This window comes from Frigoribacterium sp. R86507, assembly GCF_044597695.1.
GTDB lineage: Bacteria > Actinomycetota > Actinomycetes > Actinomycetales > Microbacteriaceae > Frigoribacterium.
In genome coordinates this window covers 3,023,816-3,043,809 of the sequence record NZ_CP139002.1, presented here as the reverse complement: position 1 = coordinate 3,043,809, position 19,994 = coordinate 3,023,816, and the positions used below count along the sequence as shown (strand labels likewise).

Here is a 19,994-nt window from a genome sequence, read left to right as displayed (position 1 = left end):
CCCCCTCGTGACCTACACCACCCCCGACGAGTTCGTCACCCGCCCGGACCTGCGCGGCACGTTCGGCATGACGTCGTCGACGCACTGGCTGGCGACGGCCTCGGCCCAGTCGGTCCTCGAGCGCGGCGGCAATGCCTTCGACGCGGCCGTCGCGGGAGCCTTCGTGCTGCACGTCGTCGAGCCGCACCTCAACGGCCCCGGCGGCGACCTCACGGCGATCTACGCGACGGCCGAGGCTCCTGGCGTCCCGACCGTGCTGGTCGGTCAGGGCCCCGCCCCGGCCGGGGCCACCCGTGAGCACTATCTCGCCGAGGGCCTCGAGCTCGTCCCCGGGTCGGGAGCCCTGGCCGCCGCAGTCCCCGGTGCCGTCGACGCCTGGCTGAAGCTGCTGGCCGAGCACGGCACCTGGTCGCTCGCCGACGTCCTCGCCTACGCGATCGGCTACGCCCGCGACGGCCACCCGATCGTGGCGCGCGTGGCCTCCACCATCCAGACCGTCGCCGACCTCTTCACCGAGCACTGGCCCACCTCGGCCGCGCAGTGGATGCCCGGTGGCGAGGTGCCCCGCGAGGGCGACCTGCTGACGAACCCGGCCTACGCGGCCGTCCTCGACGAGCTGGTCGCGGCGGGCGAGGCCCTCGGCCCCGACGCGTCCCGCGAGGCGAAGATCGAGGAGGCGCGGGTCGAGTGGGGCAGCGGACACGTCGCGCAGGCGATCGACGAGTTCGTCCGCACTCCGCACCGTCACTCGTCGGGCACCGACCACGCAGGTGTCGTCACGGCCGCGGACCTCGCCGCGTTCCGCGCCACGACCGAGCCGGCGACGACGATCGAGTTCCGGGGTCACACGATCGCCAAGACCGGCGCCTGGGGCCAGGGTCCCGCCCTGCTGCAGGTGCTGGCGCTGCTCGAGCCGCTCGACGACGAGCTGCTCGACCCCTCGACCGCGGACGGCGCCCACACGATCGTCGAGGCGCAGAAGCTCGCCATGGCCGATCGCGAGGCCTGGTACGGCCCCGGAGACGTACCTCTCGAGACCCTCCTGTCCGCGGACTACGCCGACGGGCGCCGCGCGCTGATCGGCGACCGGGCGTCGCACGACCTGCGACCCGGCGACGTCCCCGGGCGCGAGCCGTTCGCCCTGCCCACGATGCGCACCGAGTACCTGCCTCCCGCGCTCAGCGAGGCACCCGCCGGTGTCGGGGAGCCCACGGTCGCCGCCCCCGGGCGGGCACAGGCCCCCGCCGCCGCCCCCGCCGCACCGGCCGAGGACGCCCCGCCGACCGGCACCGCGCCTCCTGCGGACCGTCTGGCCGAGCCGTTCACCGAGCCGACCGGCGAGACGCGGGGTGACACCTGCCACCTCGACGTCGTCGACCGCTGGGGCAACATCGTCTCGGCGACCCCGTCGGGCGGATGGCTGCAGTCGTCGCCGACGATCCCCGAGCTCGGCTTCTGCCTGGGCAGCCGGCTGCAGATGTCGTGGCTGGACGAGGGCACGGCGTCGACCCTCGAGCCGGGCACCCGCCCGCGCACGACGCTGACGCCCACGCTCGTGCTGAAGGACGGCGAGCCCGTCGTCGCGCTCGGCTCGCCCGGCGGCGACCAGCAGGACCAGTGGCAGCTGCTCTACCTGCTGCGCACGATCGTCGGCGGGTACACCCCGCAGCAGGCGATCGACGCCCCCGCGCTGCACACCACGTCGTTCCCCGGCAGCTTCTGGCCCCGCACCTGGGAGCCCGGGGGCGTCGTGGTCGAGGACCGCCTGGGCGACGACGTCATCGACGCGCTGGTCGCCCGCGGCCACGTCGTCACCCGCGCCGGCGGCTGGTCCCTGGGCCGGCTGTCGAGCGTCTCGCGAGACCCCGAGACCGGTGTGCTCTCCGCCGCCGCCAACCCCCGAGGAGCCCAGGCCTATGCCGCAGGACGCTGAGAACCCGACCTCCCCGTTGCTGAGCGTGCGCGACCTGCGCGTCTCGTTCGGCGACACCCCCGCCGTGCACGGCGTCGACCTCGACGTCCTGCCGGGCGAGCGGGTGGCCATCGTCGGCCAGTCCGGCTCGGGCAAGTCGACGGTGGTCGCGGCCATCCTTCGCCTGCTGCCCGGGGCCGGTCACATCACGGGCGGCACGATCGAGCTCGCGAGCCCCGACGGCAGCACCCTCGACCTCGCGCAGGCGACCGAGGCGCCCATGCGCCAGGTGCGCGGGGCGCGCATCGGCCTCGTGCCGCAGGACCCGTCGACCAACCTGAACCCGTCGATGAAGGTCGGCGCCCAGATCGCCGACGCGCTGCGCACCCACGGCCTCCGCGGCCACGACGAGGTACAGCGCCGCGTCGTCGCGCTGATGACCGAGGCGGGCATCCCCGAGGCCGAGCGCCGGGCGGGGCAGTTCCCGCACGAGTTCTCGGGCGGCATGCGCCAGCGCGTGCTCATCGCGATCGCCCTGGCCCGCGAGCCGCAGCTGTTGATCGCCGACGAGCCGACCAGCGCGCTCGACGTGACGGTGCAGCGGCAGATCCTCAACCACCTGCAGACGCTGGTCGAGAGCCGTGGCACGTCGCTGCTGTTCATCACGCACGACCTGGGGCTCGCCGCCGACCGCACCGACCGCATCGTCGTGATGCTCGAGGGTCGCGTCGTCGAGCAGGGCACGCCCGAGCAGATCCTGCGTCGCCCGCAGCACGAGTACACGAAGCGCCTCGTCGCGGCCGCGCCGACGCTGGCCTCGGCGACCGCCCTCCGTCGCGGCGAGGCCGTCCTCGACGACGCGACGGACGCGAAGGAGGCGCGGGTCGACTCGATCCTGACCGTCACCGACCTGGTCAAGGAGTTCCGCCTCCGTGGTCGCCGTGGTGAGCAGGTGCGGGCCGTCGACCACGTCTCGTTCGAGGTGCCGCGCGGCACCACGACGGCGATCGTGGGAGAGTCCGGCTCGGGCAAGACGACCGTGGCCCGCATCGTGCTCGGCCTCGAGTCGGCGACGAGCGGGTCGGCGCTGATCGACGGCGAGAGCATCACGGCGAGCCGGGGTGCGTCCCGGCGTGCGCTGCGTCGCCGGGTGCAGCCCGTCTTCCAGGACCCCTACGGTTCGCTCGACCCGTCGTACAGCGTCGAGCGGCTGATCGACGAGCCGTTGCGCATCTTCGGCGTCGGCGACCGGGCCTCCCGCAGGCAGCGGGTCGCCGAGCTGCTCGACCAGGTCGCCCTGCCCCGGTCGGTCGCCCAGAGCCGGCCGAACGAGCTGTCGGGCGGTCAACGCCAGCGGGTGGCCATCGCGCGGGCGCTCGCGCTCGAGCCCGAGCTGCTCATCTGCGACGAGGCCGTCTCGGCCCTCGACGTTCTCGTCCAGGAGCAGATCCTCGAGCTGCTCGGCGACCTCCAGCGTCGGCTCGGCCTCAGCTACCTGTTCATCACGCACGACCTGGCGGTCGTGCGCCAGATCGCCCACGACGTGGTGGTGATGCGCAAGGGCGCCGTGGTCGAGCGCGGTAGCGTCGACGACATCTTCTTGTCGCCCCGTGCCGAGTACACGACCGAACTGTTGGGAGCCATCCCCGGTGCCAGCCTCGCCCTCTGAGGGCCCACCACCCGTCGTCCTCGTCGACGCCCTGCGTCGCGAGATCGTCGAGGGCACCCTCGTGCCGGGGACGCGCATCACAGAGGCCTCGGTCGCCCGCCGCCACGGCGTCTCGCGGGTCCCGGTGCGCGAGGCGCTGCGGGCGCTCGAGGCCGAAGGGTTCGTCGAGTCGACGCCCCACGTGGGCAGTCGGGTCGCGGCGATCCCGGTCGACGAGGCCGACGACCTCTTCGCCGTCCGCGAGGCCCTCGAGATCTCGACCGCCCGACGGGCCGCCCTGCGGGCGCGCGAGCTGTTCGGCGAGCCCCGCCCGCCCGAGGACTGGTGGCGGACCCGGCGCGTGCTCGGGCAACTGCTCGACGACGGGGACGCCGCCGTCGACGCCGGCGACCTCGACCGACTCGTCGAGCTCAACGACCGGTTCCACGTCGGTGTGGCGCAGCTGAGCGGTAGCGCCACGCTGGCGACCCTGCTGCGCCAGCTGTCGAACAAGATCGAGTGGCTGTACGCGCTCGACACCTTCTCGCGCGGCAAGCGGCTCTGGCCCGACCACCGCCGCATCCTCGCGGCGATCGACGCGGGCGACGAGGCCGGGGCCGCCGAGCTGATGGGCTGGCACGTCCGCGAGTCGCGCATCGGGTTCCTCGCCCGCACCGAGCCCGCCGACCGGGTGGCCGACCTGCGGGCCACGCCGCCCGCCCTGCCGCCGACGATCCCGACGCCGACGATCCCGACGCCGACGATCCCGACGACCTGACCCGCGCCTCCTCGGCTCGCCCCCACAGGGGCGTGCAGCGGGTGCACGTTCTCAGGCATCGGTCGGCGGGTCTCCTTACTGTTCTCGGTCATGGACGAACCTCCCTCTCACATGCCCTGGCCTCTCCCACGCCTGACCGCCCGTGCGGTCGTCACAGACGGGGAGGGGCGACATGGATGACTGGGTCATGGTCGGCATCGGCCTCGTGCTCACCGTCGGCACCGGCTTCTTCGTCGCGTCCGAGTTCTCGCTGGTCAACCTCGACCGCAACGAGCTGGAGGCGCGGCGCGACCGGGGCGAGAAACGTCTCGGTCCCACGATCAAGGCGTTGCGCATCACCTCGACGCACCTCTCCGGCGCGCAGCTCGGCATCACGCTGACGACGCTGTTGACCGGGTACACCTTCGAACCCGCCATCAGCTCGATGCTGAGCGGCCCGCTCGACTCGCTCGGCATGCCGGCGACGGTCGTGCCGATCGTCGGCAGCATCACGGGCATCGTGCTCGCCACCCTCTTCTCGATGGTGGTCGGCGAGCTCGTGCCGAAGAACTTCGCCCTCGCGCTGCCGCTCGCCACCGCGAAGTTCGTCGTGCCGTTCCAGGCGGCGTTCACCACGGTGTTCAAGCCGCTCATCCTGCTGTTCAACAACACCGCCAACGCCGCCATCCGCGCCATGGGCATCGAGCCCAAGGAAGAGCTCTCGGGTGCCCGCTCGGCGGAAGAGCTGAGCTCGCTGGTGCGCCGGTCGGCCCTCGAGGGGCAGCTCGACCAGGACCACGCGACCCTGCTGGGGCGCACCCTGCGTTTCTCGCAGCACGACGCCTCCGAGGTGATGACGCCGCGCGTCCGCATGACCACGATCGCCTCCACCGGCTCGGCCGCCGACATCGTCGAGGCCGCCCTGGCCTCGGGCTTCTCGCGGTTCCCCGTGATCGGCGACGACAGCGACGACATCGTCGGCGTCGTGCACGTGAAGCACGCGTTCGCCGTCCCGCTCGCCGAGCGCGCCTCCGTCGGCTCGACCGCGCTCATGCAGGAGGCGCGCTTCGTGCCCGAGAGCATGGGCACCGACTCACTGCTCGGTCTGCTGCGCCACGGCGGCCTGCAGATGGCCGTGGTGCGTGACGAGTTCGGCGGCACCGCCGGCCTCGTGACCCTCGAGGACGTCGTCGAAGAACTGGTCGGCGAGCTCGAGGACGAGCACGACCGCGCCCGCGTGGGCATCGTGCGCCAGGCCGGCACCGTGCTCTTCGACGGTGCCCTCCGGCCCGACGAACTGGCCGACCGGGCCGGCATCCGCGTGCCCGACGACGGCGACTACGAGACGGTGGCCGGGTTCGTCATCGACCGCCTCGACCGCCTGCCCGAGGTGGGCGACGAGGTCGCCCTCGAGAGCGGCAGCGGCAGCCTGCGGGTCGAACGCGTCGCGAACGGACGCCTCGAGCGACTGCGCTTCGTTCCGGCCCCACCTGACGACGACCTCGGCGCCGTCGCACCCACGAGCGAGCACGACCGCGTCGTCGCCTCGCTGAGAGAAGGGGTGACCCGATGAACGAGTACCTGCCGGGCATCGTCTGGCTCGTCGTGCTGCTGGTCGTCAACGGATTCTTCGTCGGCGCCGAGTTCGCCGTCATCTCGGCCCGCCGCTCACAGATCGAGCCCCGTGCCGAGGCCGGCAGCAAGGCCGCCAAGAAGACCCTCTGGGCGATGGAGCACGCGACGCTCATGCTGGCCACCAGCCAGTTGGGCATCACCGTCTGCTCGCTCGTCATCTTGAACGTGTCCGAGCCGGCGATCCACCACCTGCTCGAGATCCCGCTCGGCCTCACCAGCCTCTCGGCCGAGGCGATCGGCGTGGTCGCGTTCGTCGTGGCGCTCGTGCTCGTCACGTTCTTGCACGTGGTCGTCGGCGAGATGATCCCGAAGAACCTGTCGTTCTCGGTGCCCGACCGGGCCGCGCTCGTCCTGGCGCCGCCGCTCGTCTTCGTGGCGACGGTCTTCAAGCCGGTCATCTGGTCGCTCAACGCGGTCGCCAACGGCGTGCTGAGGCTCTTCCGGGTCGAGCCGAAGGACGAGGCGACGAGCTCGTACACCCTCGACGAGGTCGCCACGATCGTCCAGCAGTCGACCCGCGAGGGCACGCTGATGGACTCGTCGGGCACCCTGTCGGCGGCGTTCGAGTTCACCACCCGCAAGGTGCGCGACGTCGAGGTGCCCCTCGACGAGATGGTGCACCTGGCACCGGGGGCGACGCCGGCGGACGTGCAGCGTGCCGTGGCGGCCCGGGGGTACTCGCGGTACGTGCTCACCGACGGTGACGGTCAGCCCACGGGCTACCTGCACCTCAAGGACGTCATGGACCTCACCGACGACGGGTCCTTCGAGGCACCGGTGCCCGCGAAGCGCATCCGCCGCCTGGGCGCCGTGAGCCGCGACACCGACCTCGAGGACGCCCTGGCCTCGATGCGTCGGGTCGGCGCGCACGTGGCCCGATCCGTCTCGCCCGAGGGCGTCACCACCGGGGTGCTGTTCCTGGAGGACATCATCGAAGAGCTCGTCGGCGAGGTGGACGACGTCTCGGCGGTCTGACGGGTCGGCGGTCTGACGGACCGCCGGTCGGTCGGGCGTCCGCGCCCGACCGACCGGGCGCGGACGCTCAGTCGACGGGGCGGTGCCCGGGCAGGGCGTGCAGGTCTTCGGCGGCGAGTTCGGCCGCGATGGGGTCGCCGGCCTCGGTCGCCTCGCGCAGGGCGACGAACGAGGCCGCCATCGAGTCCCAGTGCAGCACCTGCACGATGTTCGGCACGCGCAGCTTGTAGGCGAGGCCGTCGGTGACGTCGGTGCAGACCTTGACCAGGGCCGGATTGCCACAGTGGTCGACGTAGGTCGAGAAGAGCGCGATGGCGTGGGCGTTGAGGGCCGGGCCGTCCTCTCGGTCGAGATCGTCGAGGCAGACGTCGATCGCCCGGACGATCTCTCGCTTGACGGCGGACGGAAGGTCGGGCACCGCCAGGCGGACCGCTCCGCCGAAGAGCACGCCGAGGGTCTGGACCGCCTCGACGGCTTCTTCCGCCTTCGGCATCGCGACCTTCGTGTAGCGGTTCGGTGCCATCTCGACGAGGCCGGCGCGCACGAGGTCGCCGAGCGCCTCGCGGATCGGGGTGCGCGACACCTGCAGCCAGGCGATCAACTCGTCGTCGTGCAGGCGTTCGCCGGGTTCGAGCGTGCCGTCGATGATCGCGTCACGGATGCGGCTGCGGACCGTGTCTCGCAGCAGCTGTCGCTCGGCGGCAGGGGGAGTGACGGGAATCGGCATGCGGCCTCCTAGATGCTCGCGGGCGTGTGCCCGGCCAGCATCCTAATACGAAAACGTGGCATTTTGCCCGTTGGGCAGCGAAGTTCACATGTCAGTTCCGGCGGACCCGCCGAGGGCCGGGCACGACGAAGCCCCGCCTCCTCGACGGGGGCGGGGCTTCGCGACTCGGGTCGGCGCGGTTACTTCGCGGCGGCGGCCGAGGTCGCTGCGGGCACGTGCTGTGAGGCGACCTCGACGCCGTGCGAGTCGCGCAGGGTCGTCAGGGTCTGCTCGATCTCGTCGTCGCGCTGCTCGGTCGTCCAGCCGAGCGAGCCGGCCATGACGTCGGCGATCTCGGTGAGCAGCTCGATGGTGACGCCACCGACGAACGCCAGGTTCGTGCGGCGCAGCACGACGTCGGCCAGGTGGACGGCGTCCTCGTGCTCGGCGAAGAAGGCGATCTCGGCCGTGGTCAGCGTCGGCTCGGCCTCGAGGGCCTGTGACGGCTGGTCGAGCAGCACCTCGATGACGTCGGAGGCGCGGGTGCCGTACCGGGTCAGCAGACGGTCGACCTGGTCGCGGTCGAGCCCGTCGGCGTGGGCTGCGACCCAGGTGGTGCGGGCGCCGTCGGTGGTCGGGAAGCCCTTGCCGCCGCCGATCGCCATGCCCGTCGTGTCGACCGAGCGCTTCACGCCGAGCTTCGTGGTCGCCTCGGTCGAGAGGTGGGCCGACAGGGCGCGGAACGTGGTCCACTTGCCGCCGACGAGGCTGAGGACGGTCGTGCCGGGCAGTTCGGCGACCTCGGTCTCGACGATGCGGTAGTCGCGGGACACGAAGCCCGCGGCGAGGTCGTCGTGCTTCGGCAGCGGGCGGACGCCCGAGTAGCGGTAGACGATGTGGCCGCGGTCGAGCGCGATGTCGGGGTAGACGTGCTTGACGAGGTCGAAGAAGTAGTCCACCTCTTCTTCGGTGCAGACGGCGGGCTCGGACATGTCGGCCTCGAGGTCGGTGGTGCCGATGAGCACCCGGCCCTTGAGCGGGTAGATCAGCACGATGCGGCCGTCGTTGTTCTCGAAGAAGATCTCACGACCGTTCGTGGCCTCGAGCAGTTCGGGGCTGTCGACGACGATGTGCGAACCCTTGGTGCCGCCCATGTACTGCGACTCGGCACCGAAGGCCTTGTTGGTCAGGTCGGTCCAGGGGCCCGAGGCGTTGATGACGACGTCGGCCCGGACCGTGAACTCGGTGCCGCTGACGACGTCGCGGAGGGTCACGCCGCCGTCGGCGGTGCCGACGGCCTCGAGGTAGTTCGCGCTGCGGGCGTTGTCGCCGGCGGCCAGGCCGTCCTTCAGCACGTCGAGCGCGAGACGCTCGGGCTCGTGCACCGACGCGTCGTAGTAGGTGCCGGTGTACTTCAGCGCCTTGTTGAGGTGGGGCATCTCGGCGAGGGCCTTCTTGCGACCGAGGAACTTGTGACGCGGCACCGAGCCGCCGTCGCGCGAGAACGAGTCGTACATTGTCATGCCGACCTTGATCAGCAACGCGCCGCGCTCCTTGGTGGAGCGCTGCTTGTGGGTCAGCATGCGCAACGGGGCGTTCATGATGCCGCTGAACGTCGAGAAGATCGGCATCGTGGTCTGCAGCGGCTTGACGTAGTGAGGGGCGATCTTCAGCAGCCCGTTGCGCTCCTCGACGCTCTCGCGGACGAGGCGGAACTCGCCGTTCTCGAGGTAGCGGATGCCGCCGTGGATCATGTGCGACGAGGCGGCGGACGCGCCCGAGGCGTAGTCGGCGCGTTCGACCAGCACGACGTCGACGCCCTGGAGGGCGAGGTCGCGGAAGGTCGCGATGCCGTTGATGCCACCGCCGACGACGAGCACCTGTGCCGTCGGGCGGTCGACGATGCGCTGCACGTTGGGACGGATCGAGTCTGTCTTCTTCGACATGGTCACTGCTTCTTTCGAGATGCGATGTCAGGTGGTGGTGACCGACTCGTCCTGCGGGCCGGTAGATTCATCGTCGTCCCGATGCACACAGGGTGCAACGGATCTGCACGAACGTGCAAGGAGGTCCCGTTGGCCGCTGGCGACACGTCCGAACGCACGCAGGAGGCCCTGCGTGCCGCGCATCTGTACTACATGCAGGACCTCACGATGGAGGCGATCGCGCACGAACTGCAGACGTCCCGGTCGTCGGTCTCGCGCCTCCTGAAGTCGGCTCGCGAGACCGGCCTCGTCGACATCCAGATCAAGTCACCCCTCGACCAGCCGACGGCCGTGGGCGAGGGGCTGCACCGGCGGTTCGGCGTGGTGGCGCACGTGGTCCCGGTGCCCGACCAGACGAGTGACGTCGACCGACTCGACCGGGTCGCGCTGTCGGCTGCACGAACGCTCACGCAGTACGTCGACTCGAACATGGTCGTCGGCGTCGCCTGGGGTTCCACCGTCAGCGCGGTCAGCCGGTACCTGGTGCCCAAGGCCACGCACAACACCGTCTTCGTCCAGCTGAACGGTGCGGCGAACACCCGCACCACGGGCATCGAGTACGCCAGCGAGATCCTGCGGCGGTTCGGTCACGCGTACGGCGCCCTGATCCAGCAGTTCCCCGTGCCGGCGTTCTTCGACGACCCGGCGACCAAGCGCGCCCTCTGGCGGGAGCGCAGCACCCGACGCGTCCTCTCGTTGCAGGGCGCCATGGACCTCGTCGTCTTCGGCGTCGGGTCGCGCGAGGCGCACGTGCCGAGCCACGTCTACTCGGGCGGGTACCTCGAGCAGAGCGACCACGACAGCCTCGGCCACGACCACGTGGTGGGCGACGTCGCGACCGTGTTCTTCCGCGAGGACGGCTCGTCGGCCGACATCGAGCTCAACCAGCGCGCCACGGGGCCCGACCTGGCGACCATCCGGCGCACGCCGCGTCGCGTCTGCGTCGTCGCCGGCGAGGCCAAGGTCGTCAGCGTCCGCGGTGCGCTCGCCGCGGGCCTGGTCACCGACCTGATCCTCGACGAGGGGACCGCCAGGGCGCTGCTGGCCAGCTGAGCCGGTCTCGGCCCGGACGAGGAGGCGCGGGTGGGGCGGCGCGGGTGGGGTACATCACGCCAGCCGCGACCCAGCCCGCCCGCGTAGACGGGAGCGGTCGCACACCGGGCCCTCGAGGGGCCCCGAGAGGAGCATCACCATGGCAAGCACCGAACTCACCGGACGCCGCGTTCTCGCGATCGTCACCAACTACGGCGTCGAGCAGGACGAGCTCGTCGTCCCCGTCGCGAAGCTGCGCGAGCAGGGCGCCACCGTCGTCGTCGCCGGCGTCTCCACCGAGCCGATCGAGACGCTCGTCGGCGACAAGGACCCGGGCCAGACCGTCCGCCCCGACACGACCATCGCCGAGGTCGACGCCGCCGACCACGACCTCCTGCTCGTGCCCGGCGGCACCATCAACGCCGACACCCTGCGCACCGAGAGCGACGCCGTCGACCTGGTCAAGGCCTTCGCCGCGGCCGGCAAGCCGATCGCGGCCATCTGCCACGGCCCGTGGGCGCTCATCGAGGCGGGCCTCGTCACGGGCAAGGAACTGACCTCCTTCGCCTCGCTGCAGACCGACGTCCGCAACGCCGGCGGCACGTGGGTGGACCGCTCGGTCGTGACCGACGTCGAGCAGGGCTTCACGCTCGTCACGTCGCGTGACCCCGACGACCTCGACGACTTCGTCCGCGAGACCTCGACGGCCCTGGCCGCCACGGCCTGATCCGTCGTCCTCCGTCGCGGCGGGGTCCGTCGTCCTGATCCGGGGCGACGGACCCCGCCGCGGGTCTTTAATGGGACGTCGGGCCGACGTCGGTCCGTCCCCGGCGCTCCGGCGCCCATCCGGTCGAGAAGGAGGCGCGGTGAAACTCGGCATGACGCGCAAGACCCCCTCGGAACCCGCGACGCCCGATCCCGCGGCCCTCGAGCGGGCCGTCGCCGAGGGTGTCCTCATCTCGCGTGCGGCCGCCGTGGTCTCGGTGGCCAACTCGATCGTCATCCGTGCCCTCCGCGACGACGAGCACTTCGACCACGAGCGCACCCGCGAGGCCGTGCGGACCGTCCTCGGTCGCCTCGCGGCGGAACAACGCGAGCAGAACGAACGCATCGGCGGCGAACGGGCGAAGGCCCTTAAGGCCAAGGGGCGGTCGCGACACCAGCACGACTACCGGCGCGGTGACGACGACACCCTGTGGTTCCGCGAGAAGACCTACACGGCCGTGGCCGACAGGCTGGACGAACTGCAGTCCGACGACGACTTCGTGGGCGGGATCGTCGCGGCGGCGGTGGACCGGGCGTGGGGCGACGTCGGAGCCGTGATCGTCACGAAGGTGTCGGCGGTCGAGGCGGTCGACCCGGCGTATCCCGACGAACGTGACCAGCGCCTCCGTGATCTCGTCGAGGTGGACCTCGCGCGGCTGATCGCCCAGCCCCCACCGGGGTCGGATGCACCGTGCCCGACCTGACGGGTGCGCTCGTCGGCCCCCGACCTGGGGCTGTCCCGGCTCGGCACCGAGACGAGACGATGTCTTGACACCGCTCGGCCCTCACCACGTGGAGCCCTCGTCGATCAGGCCACCGCTGTGGGAGGAACCCGGCATGAACCGTCTCGTGAGCCCGCTCGTCCGTGGCGTGATCCGACAGCGCAACCGCTGGTTCGACCGGCGCCTCGGACTGCCCCGGCCCGAGGGCGTCGCGCGTGCCCACGCCCCCGGCGTCGGCCCCGATCGCGTGCTCTTGTTCGGCAGCGGGCCCGCCGTCGGGTGGGGCGTCCGCAGCCACGACCTGGGACTCGCGGGTCATCTCGCGCGAGCGGTCTCGCAGGCCACTGGCCGGGGGGTCGACGTCGACGTCGTGGCCGACCCCGCGATGAGGACGGCGGACGCTCGGCGGGTGCTCGGAGACCGTGACCTCACGCGCTACGACGCCGTGGTCGTGGTGACCGGCATCAACGACGCCCTCGAGATGACCGACCTCACGAAGTGGCGGCGGGCGTTCGTCGACCTGCTCGTCCACATCGAGACCGAGACCGGAGGCGCGAGCAGCCCCGTCCTCGTCACGGGCGTCCAGGCGCCCAGCGAGGTGACGGTGTTCCACATCGCCGGCGATGGGCTCGTCGACCGCCACGCGGCCGAGGTGAACGCGATCATCCACGACGTCTGCTCGACGCATCCCCGCGTGCACGTGCTCATGCCCCCGTCGCCGCTCTCGGGCCACGACGACCGGGACCAGCTGATCGCCAAGTACGCCCGCTGGGGCGAGGCGCAGGCCGAGATGCTCGCGCCCATGCTCGACGCGCAGATGTCGGCCGGCGGCGGCGTGGCGCGGGCGCGCCGACACGCCCCACAGGCCGAGGTCGACCGAGTCGAGGCGATCAGGGCCCTCGGCCTCCTCGACACCGACCCCGAGGAACGCTTCGACGACATCGTCGAGCGGGCCCGGACACTGCTCGGCGCGAGCGGGGCCGCGTTCTCGCTCGTCACCGCCGACCGCCACTGGAACAAGGCCCTCGCCGGGGGCGGTGATCGCGAGATGCCCATGGCCCTGTCGTTCTGCGCCCACACGGTCGCCGGCGGCCAGCCGTTCGTCGTCGAGGACGCCTGGGCCGACGAACGGTTCGGCGTCGAGGCGCCGGCCCGGTTCTACGCCGGCTACCCGGTCGAGAGTCCCGACGGCGTCCGCATCGGTGCACTCTGCGTCGCCGACCCCGAACCGCGCACGGTCGAGAGCGTCGACCTCGTCATGTTGCGCGAGCTCGCCCTCAGCGTGCAGCGCGAGCTCGCGAAGCAGGCCGTCGCCCGCGCCTGACCTTTTGTGTACACGAAGATGTACACCTTCTGCTCGTCCGGCAGCACCGGTCGACGGCTCGAGGCTGACAGGCACTGGACACGCGACACGCCCGGGATGTAGGTTCGGTCTTCCGCGCCGATCGACGGTGCGGACACGTCGGAACGACGAGACAGAGCACGAGAGGAGGCCGCGATGTCGTACGAAAGCACGCCGCGCCTCCTGAACCAGCAGCCATGCGACCGCAAGCCCGTCGAGGGCACGCCCCTCCGCGGGCGACGCTGGCTCTCTCTCGACCCCCTCCGCTAGGCCCGACGACGTCACCCGACGCCCCGAGCCCACGAGGCCCGGGGCGTTCTCCCGTCTCTTCGACACCGCAGGCTCGACGGCCGCGGCACGAGGGAACGTCCGCCCGCCCCGGACGACGACCCCCTCACAGAATCGAAAGGACCATGGAGAAGATCACGTCCCGGCTGTTCAGCTGGGCAAGCCTGCTCGAGGCGAACACCGAGCAGCAGGCACGGACGACGTCGACGATGCCGTTCATCTACCCGCACCTCGCCCTGATGCCCGACGCCCACCTCGGGCTGGGCGCCACCGTCGGGTCGGTCATCCCGACGCTCGGCGCCGTCATGCCGGCCGCCGTCGGCGTCGACATCGGCTGCGGCATGATCGCCGTGAAGACGCAGTTCGTCGCGGGTGACCTGCCCGCCGACCGGAAGCCCCTGCGCGAGGCGATCGAGCGCGCCGTCCCGACCTCGGCCGGTCGCGCCAACGCGAAGGTCGTGGCGACGGCCGAGCCGCGCGTATCCGAGTTGACCGCCCTGGCCGAGGCCGCGGGCTTCGACCCGTCGTCGTACGCGAAGACGTGGCAGCTGCAGGTGGGCTCGCTCGGCTCGGGCAACCACTTCATCGAGGTCAGCCTCGACGAGACCGACGCCGTGTGGCTCTTCCTGCACTCGGGCAGCCGAGGAGTCGGCAACAAGATCGCCCAGACGCACATCAAGGTCGCCCAGGCGGTCATGAAGCGGTGGTGGATCACGCTGCCCGACCCCGACCTCGCCTACCTCGTCGAGGGCACGCCCGAGTTCGACCGGTACGTCGCCGAGCTGCGGTGGGCCCAGCGGTTCGCCCTGCTGAACCGCGAGGAGATGATGGACCGCGTCGTGCGGCAGTTCGCCGACTGGGTCGGAGCACCCGTCGACGAGCAGGAGCGCATCAACTGCCACCACAACTTCACCCAGCAGGAGCGGCACTTCGGCAAGGACGTCTGGCTGTCGCGGAAGGGCGCCATCTCGGCTCGCGCCGGTGAGCCGGGGCTGATCCCGGGGTCGATGGGCACCGCGTCGTACGTCGTCGAGGGACGGGGCGACCCGGTCGCCCTGCAGTCGTCCCCGCACGGTGCGGGTCGCGCCTACTCGCGGAGCGCCGCGCGGAAGACCTTCACGCACGAGCAGCTGCGCGAGGCCATGACGGGCATCGAGTACCGCGACACCGACGCGTTCCTCGACGAGATCCCCGCGGCGTACAAGCCGATCGACCAGGTGATGGCCGACGCCGCGTCGCTCGTGACGATCCGCCACACGCTGCGGCAGATCGTCAACGTCAAGGGCGACTGACACCGGCGCCCGCAGGCGGGGCCGGCGGTGCAGACTCGGACCATGAGTGCTGCACCGCTGGTCACGCCCGACGGGCGGTACCTCGTGGTCCGCGGCCGGCTGTGGCGCCGGACCGATCCGCGCCTCGACGAGGCGACCCGCGCCTCCTTGGTCCACGAGCTGATGGAGGCGCGGCGCGCGAAGAAGACGGCGCTGGCCGCCGACGACGCTGGCGCCGTCGAGGACGCCCGGGCCCGGGTCGACGCCGCCAAGACGTCGCTCGGCGAACGCGGACCGGTGTGGTGGGACGACGACGCCCCCGACGAGACCCGCCGCATGGCGCGGAACACTCGCTACGCCGACTGGTTCGCCGGCGTCGAGGCCGACGCCGCCACGAGCTGAACACTGCGCCGCGAGGTGCCCTCCGCACCACGAAGTGGACACTGCGCCACGAGAAAACGCGGTGCGGTGTCCACTTCGTGGTGTGGTGCCGTGTGATGCGGTGGCGGGCGGCGGTCGGCCCGCCGCGGGCGCGGCTAGCGGCCCTGGCGCTTCTTGAACGGCTTGGGCTGACCCTTGACGGCGGGGGTGCGGCCCTTGCCCTTGGACGCCTTGGCCTTGCCGCCGGCCGGCGGGGGTGGCGGCGGCGTCGGGGTTGACGGGCTCGCCAACTCGTCTTCGGCGACGACCACCGCCGCCTTGCCGGCCTTGGTCAAGCGGTAGGGCGTGGCGTCGCGGTCGAACAGCTTCGCGCCGAACTCGAGCTCGAGCGCCTCGATGGACGACTCGAGCTTCTGTCGCGAGATGCCGAGCTTGTCGGCCGCGACCGGGAAGTGCAGCACGTCGGCTGCGACGAGGAAGTGTCTCAGGTGGCTGGTCTTCACGCCGTGGCGACCGAACCGCCGGCGGAGGAGTCCGCGCGGATGCCCAGGCCGTCGAGGGCCTTCTGGAAGATCGTCAGACCGCTCATGCCCGGCAGGTTCGAGATGTTCTGGTCGAGCTTGACGGCGGCCTTGCGGCCGTCCTCGCCGCTCATTAGCTGGCCGAAGACGAACTTGACGTCGTCGACCTCCATGATCGACGAGCCGACGGGGGCCCAGACCTTCGACAGCAGGAAGCGCGTCAGCTTCTGGGCCTTCTTGCTCGCGAGCAGACGCTCACGGGCCTGCGAGACGTAGAACGCGACGTGGCGGGCCTCTTGCTTGGCGATGCGCTTCAGCAACTCGGCGAGGACCGGGTCCTGCTCGAGCTCGGCCATCCGCTTGTAGGCCGACACGGCCGAGTACTCGTTGGCCGCACCCCACGACATGTGGACGGCGACGAAGTCCGAGCCGACGATCTTGCCGAGCAGGCCCTGCTTGACCGGGTCGAGGCGCTCGCGCCAGCCCAGCTTGAGGCGGTTGGCCCGCAGCTGGTCGTAGTCGACCGTGATGCCGTGCACCTCGAGGATGGCGGCGAGGGCCTCGCCGTGCCAGAACTCTTCGCGGTTCCACATCGTCATGAACGTGGTCATCTCGTTCTCTTTGTGAGAAGGAGTCGTGAGGAGGTCACGGGTGTAGCAGACCGTGTGGTATTCGACGTCGGCCATGTAGCGCAGCGTCCGCAGCGAGTCCGCCGACAGCGGGTTCTTGCGGAAGTGGTCGAGGTCGAGGTCGTCCCAGCTCAGTCGTTCGGAGGTCGCGGCGAACTTGTCGATGTCGAAGGCCATGTGATGTCAGGAGGCGCGGGTTCAGACCCTGCCTCCGTCTCCTTTCGCTGTGGTGCTGCTGGTGCCGCTCGTGGTGCTGGTGCCGCTTCTGCCGTGGGGGCCGCTGCGAGTCCAATCGCGGATGCTCCATCTTCTTCGGAGCGCCTCGCGTGCCAGATTGCTGTCGGGGTTGACCGCGTTCGGGTGCCCGACCATCTCGAGCCAGGCGAGGTCGGCGAACGAGTCACCATAACCGTACGACCCCGAGAGATCGATGTCGTTCGCCTGGGCGTACTGGCGCAGCCAGGCGGCGCGGGCCTCGTCGACCAGCGGGGGCTGTGCGAGGTAGCCGGTGTAGACGCCGCTGCGCTGGTGCATCGTGCTGGCGACGACGTCGTCGAAGAGGTGCGCCAGGGGAGTCGTCAGGGTGTCGGTCGAGCCCGTGACCAGCACGGTGCGGTGCCCGGCGGCGCGGTGCTCGGCGAGGCGGGCGAGGGCGTCGGGGAGGGTGTGGCGCAGGACCGTGTCGGCGTAGCCGCGCGACCGCACGACGCCCGAGAGCCGCGCGACGGGCATGCCCTCGTACCGCCGCGAGAACGTGCGGATGAACTCGCCGCGGTCGCGACCCTCGGCCCGCAGGTAGCGCGGCAGCGAGGTGAGCAGGCTGGCGACCTCGCCGGGCCAGGCGGCCTTGCGGAACCCGGCCGAGCGCACCCAGAGGTACTGCTCGACGATGTTGCTGTCGAGGACGGTGCCCTCGAGGTCGAACACGGCGACGACGTCGTCGCGCCGCGGCAGGGCCCGCGTGTCGGCGACGGCGGCCGACGCGGCGGGTCGCACCGAGAACGCCCGGGTCATGGCGGTGATGGACGGGAAGTGCACCTCTTGGAAGTAGGCCTCCCAGTCGACGTCGGTGACGTCGAAGCCGATGTCGGCGGGGGAGCCCGCCGGGAGTCCGGCGTGCAGGGCCCGCGTGCGGCGGTCGTCGAAGATGATCTCGGACTGCACGTAGTGGCGGTAGAGGTCGGTCAGGCTCTGCAGCGACTCGAGGTCGGCCCGACGGGTCTGCACCCCGGCCAGCGCCGTTCGGGTGCGGAGCGTGCTCGGCAGCCGGGTGAGCACGGCCTCGCGGACGTCGTTGACGCGGTTCGCGGTGCGGATGGCGCCCTCGACCTTGCGCACGCCCGGGAAGTTCCAGTGCGGCGCCTCGATCGACGAGTGCTCGTCGCGGGGCAGCGGGTTCGCCGTGAAGAACGCCTTCAGGTTCTCGAACATGCGCAGGATCGAGAACGGGTTGCTGCCGCCCGAGCTGGCGTGGAAGTACTGGGGGCTGCCGGCCTCGACCGGGTTCGCGGCGACGGCGAGGATGACGTTGACGACGTAGTCGACCGGGATCACGTCGAGCACGCTGTCGGGCACCCCGGGGAACTCGGGCAGTAGTCCGCGGGCGTACGACATGATCAGCGGGTCGGCGACCTTGAAGCCGTCGATCCAGCCGGGGTAGGGGTGTCGGTGGGCGCTCTCGACGATCGCCGGTCGGACCACCGACAGGCGGTGCCCGGCCTCGGCCCAGACTTCTTCCGCGGCGCGCTCGGCGAAGGCCTTGGTCAGCGTGTAGACGTCGGTCCAGCCGAGCGTCTCGGCCCGGGTGCGCCCGTAGTCGACGAGACGGGCCTTGACCCAGGCGACCCGCGCCTCCTCGGCGGCCGCGGCGACCGCCTGCGGGCCGGTCTTGCCGTGCGCCGCGCGACCCTGGGCGAGGAAGGTGCGCAGCGTCTCGGGCTGGCGCGAGGCGGCCTCGACACGGGCGCGCGCATCGCCGGCGGCGGCCCGTTCGACACGCCAGTCGACGGTGTGGCCGAGCGACGCCTCGGGGAACACGCCCTTGCGGATGCCGCCGACGTAGGCCGTCGACACGTGCACGACGTGTGGGTCGGTGCCCGTCTTGCGAAGGGCTTCGTACAGCCCGACCGCTCCGCCGACGTTGGTCTCGAAGGCCTGGTCGATCGGCGGGTCGAAGGACACCGTGGACGCACTGTGGATGACGACGTCGAGGTCGCCGGGAAGGTCGGGCAGGTCGCCGAGACCGCTCTCGATCACCCGGAGCCGCTCGGCGAGGGCCTTCTCGACGCCCTCGGGCCCGACCGCCTCACGCCACGACGAGAAGACCGGCTTCTTCAGCAGGTGCCGCAGACGCCCCTCGGCCGAGGTGCCGGCCTTGGGGCGGATGAGGAGCGTGACCGTCGTGCCGGGGTGCGACGAGAGCAGACGCTCGAGGATCGCCTGGCCGACGAAACCGGTGCCGCCCGTCAGCAGGACGTGCGAACCGCCGAGGTCGACGCGGGTGGCGCCCGGGGTCTGGTCGGGCAGCGCGAGGCCGGGGGAGGAGCTCATGCGGTCAGCTTTCTGGTCACGGCCGCGCCGACGGTGGCGTCCAGGCCCGGCAGGTCGGCGACGATCGCCCCCACGCGGTCGGCACGCAGGTGGCCCTCGGCCCCGCCGAACACGGTGGCGTCGAAGAAGGTGCGCTCGGAGTCGGCGCGCTCGACGGCGCCGATCGGCCAGACGGCCGTCAGCAGGGAGGCGCGGGTCATCTTCACCGAGCGGCGCGAGTCGCGCAGACGCCAGTCGGCCTCGCTGGCGAAGAACTGCTCGTGGCGGGCCTTCACGACCCGGACACGATCGACGACGGTGGTCAGCGTGGGGTGCGCCGCGAGCTCGACGAGGCGGTCGTATGCCTCTCGGAGCACCCACTCGTCGACGGCACCCGTCGTCGTGTGCACGGCGACGATGGGGGACCCGACGGTGATCGCCTGGAGGGCCCGGGTGATCGGGCCACGGCGCTCGACGGCCTCGGAGGCGGCGTGCCGCTTCGGGCCCTCGGGCACGTCACGGTTGCGGGGCTCGCCGTGGGCCTCGAGGACCGCGTCGAGGGCGTCGGCGAGCCAGAACTTCTCGAACGCCCACGTCACGAGGAACGCGGTGACCCTCGTGTCCTTGTGGGTGGCCGTGACCAGGAGGTTGCGCAGGTTCTCCATCGTGGCGCTCTCGAGCCGGCCGAGGTGGCGGACGAGGCGAAGGGCGTCGGGGCCGAGGGGCGTGTCGGCGAAGCCGGACAGGTCGAGGTCGGGACGCCAGTTGCCCTGGGCCGTCTTGGTGAACTCGCGGATGTCGAAGTCGGGGTCGGCGCGCGGGGCATCTCTGGTCGTCATGACAGGTGGACCTCCGGGGCAGAAATGGACGAGGCGAGAAGGGCCTCGAACGGGTCT

Annotated in this window: 17 protein-coding genes; 11 read left to right on the top strand and 6 right to left on the bottom strand. The window is 71.5% G+C overall.

The window, feature by feature from the left end:
• Positions 1 to 7: 7 nt before the first annotated feature.
• From SJY14_RS14370 to SJY14_RS14350, 5 genes are all read left to right on the top strand, one after another.
• Entirely contained in the window at positions 8 to 1,933 is a 1,926-nt protein-coding gene (locus tag SJY14_RS14370) for a gamma-glutamyltransferase family protein (protein ID WP_396599231.1), read from the top strand.
• Positions 1,917 to 3,581, top strand: a complete 1,665-nt coding sequence (locus SJY14_RS14365; protein ID WP_071254941.1) for an ABC transporter ATP-binding protein — start codon at positions 1,917 to 1,919, stop codon at positions 3,579 to 3,581. The genes SJY14_RS14370 and SJY14_RS14365 overlap by 17 nt, the downstream gene beginning before the upstream one ends.
• Positions 3,562 to 4,338: a GntR family transcriptional regulator gene (locus SJY14_RS14360; RefSeq protein ID WP_396599230.1), complete on the top strand. Its 777-nt coding sequence runs from the start codon at positions 3,562 to 3,564 to the stop codon at positions 4,336 to 4,338. The genes SJY14_RS14365 and SJY14_RS14360 overlap by 20 nt, the downstream gene beginning before the upstream one ends.
• Before the next feature lie 172 nt (positions 4,339 to 4,510).
• On the top strand, positions 4,511 to 5,890 hold the full coding sequence (locus SJY14_RS14355) for a hemolysin family protein (protein WP_396599229.1): 1,380 nt from the start codon (positions 4,511 to 4,513) through the stop codon (positions 5,888 to 5,890).
• Complete coding sequence (locus SJY14_RS14350) at positions 5,887 to 6,927, top strand: hemolysin family protein (protein WP_396599228.1); 1,041 nt, start codon at positions 5,887 to 5,889, stop codon at positions 6,925 to 6,927. The genes SJY14_RS14355 and SJY14_RS14350 overlap by 4 nt, the downstream gene beginning before the upstream one ends.
• 67 nt (positions 6,928 to 6,994) lie before the next feature.
• Here the strand turns inward: SJY14_RS14350 and SJY14_RS14345 are convergent, their stop codons facing one another.
• A complete protein-coding gene (locus tag SJY14_RS14345; RefSeq protein WP_071254950.1) occupies positions 6,995 to 7,654 on the bottom strand; it encodes a GntR family transcriptional regulator in 660 nt (219 codons plus the stop codon).
• Positions 7,655 to 7,833: 179 nt separating this feature from the next.
• Positions 7,834 to 9,579, bottom strand: coding sequence for an FAD-dependent oxidoreductase (locus SJY14_RS14340; RefSeq protein WP_396599227.1), 1,746 nt, complete (start codon positions 9,577 to 9,579; stop codon positions 7,834 to 7,836).
• Between the two features lie 192 nt (positions 9,580 to 9,771).
• On the opposite strand from SJY14_RS14340, the gene SJY14_RS14335 reads away from it, so the two are divergent.
• The 6 genes from SJY14_RS14335 to SJY14_RS14310 all read left to right on the top strand — a co-directional run bounded on the left by SJY14_RS14335 (position 9,772) and on the right by SJY14_RS14310 (position 15,440).
• Positions 9,772 to 10,671 carry a sugar-binding transcriptional regulator gene (locus SJY14_RS14335; protein WP_235477807.1) on the top strand — a complete coding sequence of 300 codons (900 nt, stop codon included), beginning with the start codon at positions 9,772 to 9,774 and terminating at the stop codon, positions 10,669 to 10,671.
• 139 nt (positions 10,672 to 10,810) lie between these two features.
• Positions 10,811 to 11,377: a type 1 glutamine amidotransferase domain-containing protein gene (locus SJY14_RS14330; protein ID WP_071254960.1), complete on the top strand. Its 567-nt coding sequence runs from the start codon at positions 10,811 to 10,813 to the stop codon at positions 11,375 to 11,377.
• Positions 11,378 to 11,528: 151 nt separating this feature from the next.
• The gene (locus SJY14_RS14325) at positions 11,529 to 12,119 is read left to right on the top strand and encodes a hypothetical protein (RefSeq protein ID WP_396599226.1); all 591 of its coding nucleotides are present in this window, start codon (positions 11,529 to 11,531) and stop codon (positions 12,117 to 12,119) included.
• A gap of 133 nt (positions 12,120 to 12,252) precedes the next feature.
• Positions 12,253 to 13,461: a GAF domain-containing protein gene (locus tag SJY14_RS14320; RefSeq protein ID WP_396599225.1), complete on the top strand. Its 1,209-nt coding sequence runs from the start codon at positions 12,253 to 12,255 to the stop codon at positions 13,459 to 13,461.
• Between the two features lie 431 nt (positions 13,462 to 13,892).
• The gene (locus SJY14_RS14315; protein WP_396599224.1) at positions 13,893 to 15,059 is read left to right on the top strand and encodes an RtcB family protein; all 1,167 of its coding nucleotides are present in this window, start codon (positions 13,893 to 13,895) and stop codon (positions 15,057 to 15,059) included.
• Between the two features lie 42 nt (positions 15,060 to 15,101).
• Positions 15,102 to 15,440 (top strand): biopolymer transporter Tol, encoded by a 339-nt coding sequence (locus SJY14_RS14310; protein WP_396599223.1) that lies wholly within the window; start codon positions 15,102 to 15,104, stop codon positions 15,438 to 15,440.
• A 134-nt stretch (positions 15,441 to 15,574) separates the two neighbouring features.
• On the opposite strand, the gene SJY14_RS14305 is transcribed toward SJY14_RS14310, so the two are convergent.
• The 4 genes from SJY14_RS14305 to SJY14_RS14290 are packed head-to-tail and all read right to left on the bottom strand — an operon-like array spanning position 15,575 to position 19,937.
• On the bottom strand, positions 15,575 to 15,922 hold the full coding sequence (locus tag SJY14_RS14305) for a LysR family transcriptional regulator (RefSeq protein ID WP_071254971.1): 348 nt from the start codon (positions 15,920 to 15,922) through the stop codon (positions 15,575 to 15,577).
• Positions 15,919 to 16,746 carry a ferritin-like domain-containing protein gene (locus SJY14_RS14300; RefSeq protein WP_396599222.1) on the bottom strand — a complete coding sequence of 276 codons (828 nt, stop codon included), beginning with the start codon at positions 16,744 to 16,746 and terminating at the stop codon, positions 15,919 to 15,921. Before SJY14_RS14300 ends, SJY14_RS14305 begins: the two co-directional genes overlap by 4 nt.
• 21 nt (positions 16,747 to 16,767) lie before the next feature.
• Complete coding sequence (locus SJY14_RS14295) at positions 16,768 to 19,119, bottom strand: SDR family oxidoreductase (protein ID WP_396599221.1); 2,352 nt, start codon at positions 19,117 to 19,119, stop codon at positions 16,768 to 16,770.
• Entirely contained in the window at positions 19,116 to 19,937 is an 822-nt protein-coding gene (locus SJY14_RS14290; RefSeq protein WP_396599220.1) for a hypothetical protein, read from the bottom strand. The genes SJY14_RS14295 and SJY14_RS14290 overlap by 4 nt, the downstream gene beginning before the upstream one ends.
• Positions 19,938 to 19,994: the final 57 nt, after the last annotated feature.